Consider the following 4,241-nt stretch of genomic DNA (forward strand, 5'->3'; position numbering starts at 1 on the left):
ATATAGTGCAACATCCATCATATTGATTCCTCTTTCTTACGCATCCAAACGACCGAAAAAACAGCCCATGCCATCGTCAACAATACCCAAAGCCACAATGGGCAGGAAAACCATGTTCCTTCTAAGTGATTCGAAATGTAAATTGATCCTAAATACAGCCCAAAACAAACCATCAAAATAAGCCAAAAACCCAGTGTTGAACGTTTGGGATCGGTAGCCATATACGTCAAAAGCCCTTTATAGATCAAGTAAACAACTATGGTCTGCAGGCATAGAGACCATCCGATCAAAACCGTCTGCAGAATAGGCTCCTGTTGTGAAACAGGGATGAGAACTTGATTATACACAACATTGATCAACGTTGTATATATAAACAAAAACAAGGGAAAGTCAGAAACTTCTCTTAGAAAACAAGTGATTTTATCCGGCTTGATCGAATTTAAATACGCTTTAAAATCGCTTTTAAATCCATCTTGTGCCTGTTGGTCATCCTGAAGCTGATGACTTGCCTTTTCCATACATTCTATCTGTTGTTTATAGGTGAGTCCGGCCTGTCGAACCTGAAAACCGGCCCAGATCAATAATCGTTGATTTTTCGATGGAACTCCCTGTACTTTTGATAACAGGGGGCGAAAATAATTGAAACTGTTCATGCAGATATTGTAGAATAAATCCGTTAAGAAGTCTATAAAAGGAGAGTTCTATGAAGATTATCTTTTTGGATGCCGATGGCACTTTACTGCATCATGAAGGTTTTATTCCCCAAAGCGCTTTACAGGCTTGTCAGCTTGCCCAGAAGAACGGACACAAGATTGTCCTTTGTACGGGAAGACAAAAAGTAGAGGTTTATGGCGATATGTTAAAGCTGGACTATGACGGTATGATCACCGGAAGCGGGGCCCATGTCGAAGTCAACCATCAGCTTTTAGAAGAACGAACCTTTTCCAAAGAACAGCTGCAGGTACTTTTAGAGTATATGCATAAAAACGATATCGATGCGATCTTTGAAACCACGAAAGGTTTAGTCGGTAATCAAAAAACATACGATCATTTAGAGCGAATGATCCAAAAACAATGTAAACATTTAAGTCCGGAACTCTTTGCCAAACATGGTTTAGTACAAGTCCAGCACAATCTGAAAGTAACCGATTCGATCTTAGAGTATCCTGTAAATAAGATTTCTTTTTTAGAATCGGACATATCCTATCAGGAAATCTATGATGCACTGCACAGACAATTTGATTTAGTGCCGGCCACTTTTGCCCCATTTGGTAAAGAAAGCGGTGAAATCTCCGAAAAGACCATTACCAAAGCAACCGGTATGAAAAGTATCCTCAACTATTTTGACAGGAGTGCTGAGGATGCAATTGCCATTGGAGATGGATTTAATGATCTGTGTATGTTTGAAGTCGCCAAAACCAGTGTAGCCATGGGCAATGCCCCTATAGAAGTACAAAAAAAGGCAGATCGTATAACGACCTCCCTGGATAATAACGGTATTTATAACGCCTTTATTGTTCTGGGCTTGATTGAATAACGATCGATGTGGAAGCAGGCAAGATTCCTGCTTCTTTTCTTTTTCTCTGCAAGACCGTATTCATACGACATAAGCATTCCCAATACTTTTCAAAAGGCACAAACGCATAGATGCCAATCGTCATGGAATGATCACCGATCTTATCAATGACCACTTCCTTCTGCATATCGTTTTGTACCCATTCTGCTTCACTTTCCAACACCTGATCTCCCAGTTGGATACAGGCATCGACATCCGTTTCCAAAGCAACTGGAAACGAGATATGAATTCGTCTGTATTTCTCTTTGGAATAGTTGATCAAAATTTCACTGACAGCCGTAGAATTAGGAACGATGATCTCCTGATGATCGAAGGTCTGTAAGACCGTAAACAAGATTTCGATACGACTGACAACACCTTCCTGTGATTCGATCTGTACATAATCACCAATCACAAAGGGTTTGGTGAAAAGAATCTGTATGCCTCCGGCAACATCATTCATCGTATCGCGCAACGCTAAAGAAATGCCTAGGGAAACGGCGCTTAAAGAACCGACGATCACTGACATATCCAAACCTAAGACCGCCAGGGCAATCGCAATAAAAATGATCTTAATAGAAATCGAAGCACATGATCCAATAAACGTTAAAGAGCCATGATCTGTCACATTCTTGGATAGCTTAATAATAAATTTTTTGATCAGCTTGGCGATGACCATTCCCAATAAAATGATCAAGATCGCAATAACCACCCGAATTAAAAAATCATCCAACTTTTCAAACATACATGTTCTCCTTTGAAAAAGAACCGGTCTATGCGGCCGATTCTAAATCCTTTTCTAATTTTTCAATACCTGTTTGAATACGACGAAGACTTTCATCCTTACCTAAGATATAAGCGACTTCAATGGCACCACCCGGTGTCGATTGTTTTCCGGTCAAAGCTGTGCGTACCGGCCAAAGCACCTGTCCGTTTTTCATCTCCAGTTTTTCCGGCAAGGCCATTAGTAGATTATGGATTTTCTCTTCACTGGACCAGTCACAGGAAGATAAAGCTTCATACGCTTCCTTTAAGGCAATCACTGCAGTTTCTTTCTTTGATTTCTGACGCTTATGCTTGAACATCTCCACATCATAATCCGGCAGTGCATCAAAGAAATCGATCATTTCTTCAATTTCATTTAACGTATTGGCACGAGATTGTACTAATTTTGCGATCTCTTTTAAATCGATATCCGAATGAATGGCATTCTTTAAATAAGGTAATACCAGTTCATAATAACGATCAAAATCCATGTGCTTCAAATATTCGCCATTCATCCATGTCAGCTTATCAATGTCAAAAATAGCCGGACGTTTCGAAATACGGTGAATATCAAAGACTTGAATCAATTCGTCCATGGTATAGATTTCCTGCTCGGTCTGCGGTGACCATCCTAATAGAGCAATATAGTTAATGATGGCTTCCGGCAAGTAACCTTTTGCGACTAAATCCTGGAAAGAAGCATCCCCGTTTCGTTTTGATAACTTATGATGTTCATCTTTCATAACCGGTGGAACATGCACATAGATCGGACGTTTCCATCCATACGCATCATAGATCAAATTATATTTTGGTGTACTGGATAAATACTCGTTTCCGCGAACCACATGTGTGATTTCCATTTGATGATCATCGATGATGTTGGCGAAATTGTAGGTAGGGAATCCATCCGATTTGATCAAGACCTGCTCATCTAATGTATCCACATCCACTTCAATATGTCCATAGACTTCATCATCAAAAGTCGTTTCTTTGATCTCTCCAATTGTCTGGCGAATGACATAAGGAACACCAGCATCGAGTTTAGCCTGTACCTCTTCCGGAGTCAAATGTTTACAAGGATCATCAAATTTAAAGGAATCTCCCTGCTCTTCTCTTTGTCTTTGCAGCTCTTCTTCCGAGCAGAAGCAATAATGGGCGCCTCCTAAACGAATCAATTCCTCGGCATATCCTTTATACATGCCTAAACGCTCACTTTGAACATAAGGCCCATGTTCTCCACCGATATCCGGTCCTTCATCCCAGTTTAATCCGCAGTCTTTCATTGTCTTATAAATGATATCAACCGCACCTTCTACCTGACGATTTTGATCGGTATCTTCAATACGCAAAATGAAATCTCCATCTTCATGTTTTGCGATCAAATACTCAAACAGTGCTGTACGTAAATTTCCTATATGCATATAACCCGTTGGACTGGGTGCAAATCGTGTTCTAATTTTAGCCATAAATACCGTCCTTTCCCGATAATCTTAAACCACTTTAAAAATTTCTTCAATAAACAGTTGCCAAATCTAGAAAAAAATTATAAGATATAAAGGCGCATTGGGGTATAGCCAAGCGGTAAGGCACCAGACTCTGAATCTGGCATTTCCATGGTTCGAATCCATGTACCCCAGCCATAGAAAGCTAACGTCACTTAAAAAGGTGGCGTTTTTTATTTAATCCAATCTATGGTTTATCATTACAAAAAAATATTATCTATAAATTAAACTAAAAATCTTAAAACCTCCAATTTCCGAAAAACCTTTGGTTCAAAAAATCTAACTTTTTTCAAATAATTCTTAAATAAACTGATTTTTTGAACACATCGGATAGTCTATCTTTCTAAACCCCTTGATTTTAATCGCTATACCCACAGTTTGGTGATTTAGCCATAATTCAGCATTAAAAAGAAACTTCA

At 39.2% G+C, this 4,241-nt stretch carries 4 protein-coding genes and 1 tRNA gene; 2 read left to right on the forward strand and 3 right to left on the reverse strand.

What is annotated here, in order from left to right:
* Positions 1 to 17: 17 nt before the first annotated feature.
* On the reverse strand, positions 18 to 653 hold the full coding sequence (locus tag U0M88_RS05860) for a hypothetical protein (protein ID WP_331869199.1): 636 nt from the start codon (positions 651 to 653) through the stop codon (positions 18 to 20).
* A gap of 50 nt (positions 654 to 703) precedes the next feature.
* On the opposite strand from U0M88_RS05860, the gene U0M88_RS05865 reads away from it, so the two are divergent.
* A complete protein-coding gene (locus U0M88_RS05865; RefSeq protein WP_331869200.1) occupies positions 704 to 1,537 on the forward strand; it encodes an HAD family hydrolase in 834 nt (277 codons plus the stop codon).
* Here U0M88_RS05865 and U0M88_RS05870 read toward each other — a convergent pair.
* Positions 1,512 to 2,300, reverse strand: a complete 789-nt coding sequence (locus tag U0M88_RS05870; RefSeq protein WP_205140762.1) for a mechanosensitive ion channel family protein — start codon at positions 2,298 to 2,300, stop codon at positions 1,512 to 1,514. The two genes, U0M88_RS05865 and U0M88_RS05870, sit on opposite strands and share 26 nt — an antisense overlap.
* Before the next feature lie 28 nt (positions 2,301 to 2,328).
* Positions 2,329 to 3,786 (reverse strand): glutamate--tRNA ligase, encoded by a 1,458-nt coding sequence (gene gltX, locus U0M88_RS05875; protein WP_331869201.1) that lies wholly within the window; start codon positions 3,784 to 3,786, stop codon positions 2,329 to 2,331.
* A 98-nt stretch (positions 3,787 to 3,884) separates the two neighbouring features.
* Here gltX and U0M88_RS05880 point away from each other — a divergent pair.
* Positions 3,885 to 3,960 (forward strand) — tRNA-Gln (locus U0M88_RS05880).
* The last annotated feature ends 281 nt before the right edge of the window (positions 3,961 to 4,241 follow it).

The sequence above is a fragment of the Faecalicoccus sp. genome, from assembly GCF_036552745.1.
Classification (GTDB): domain Bacteria; phylum Bacillota_I; class Bacilli_A; order Erysipelotrichales; family Erysipelotrichaceae; genus Faecalicoccus.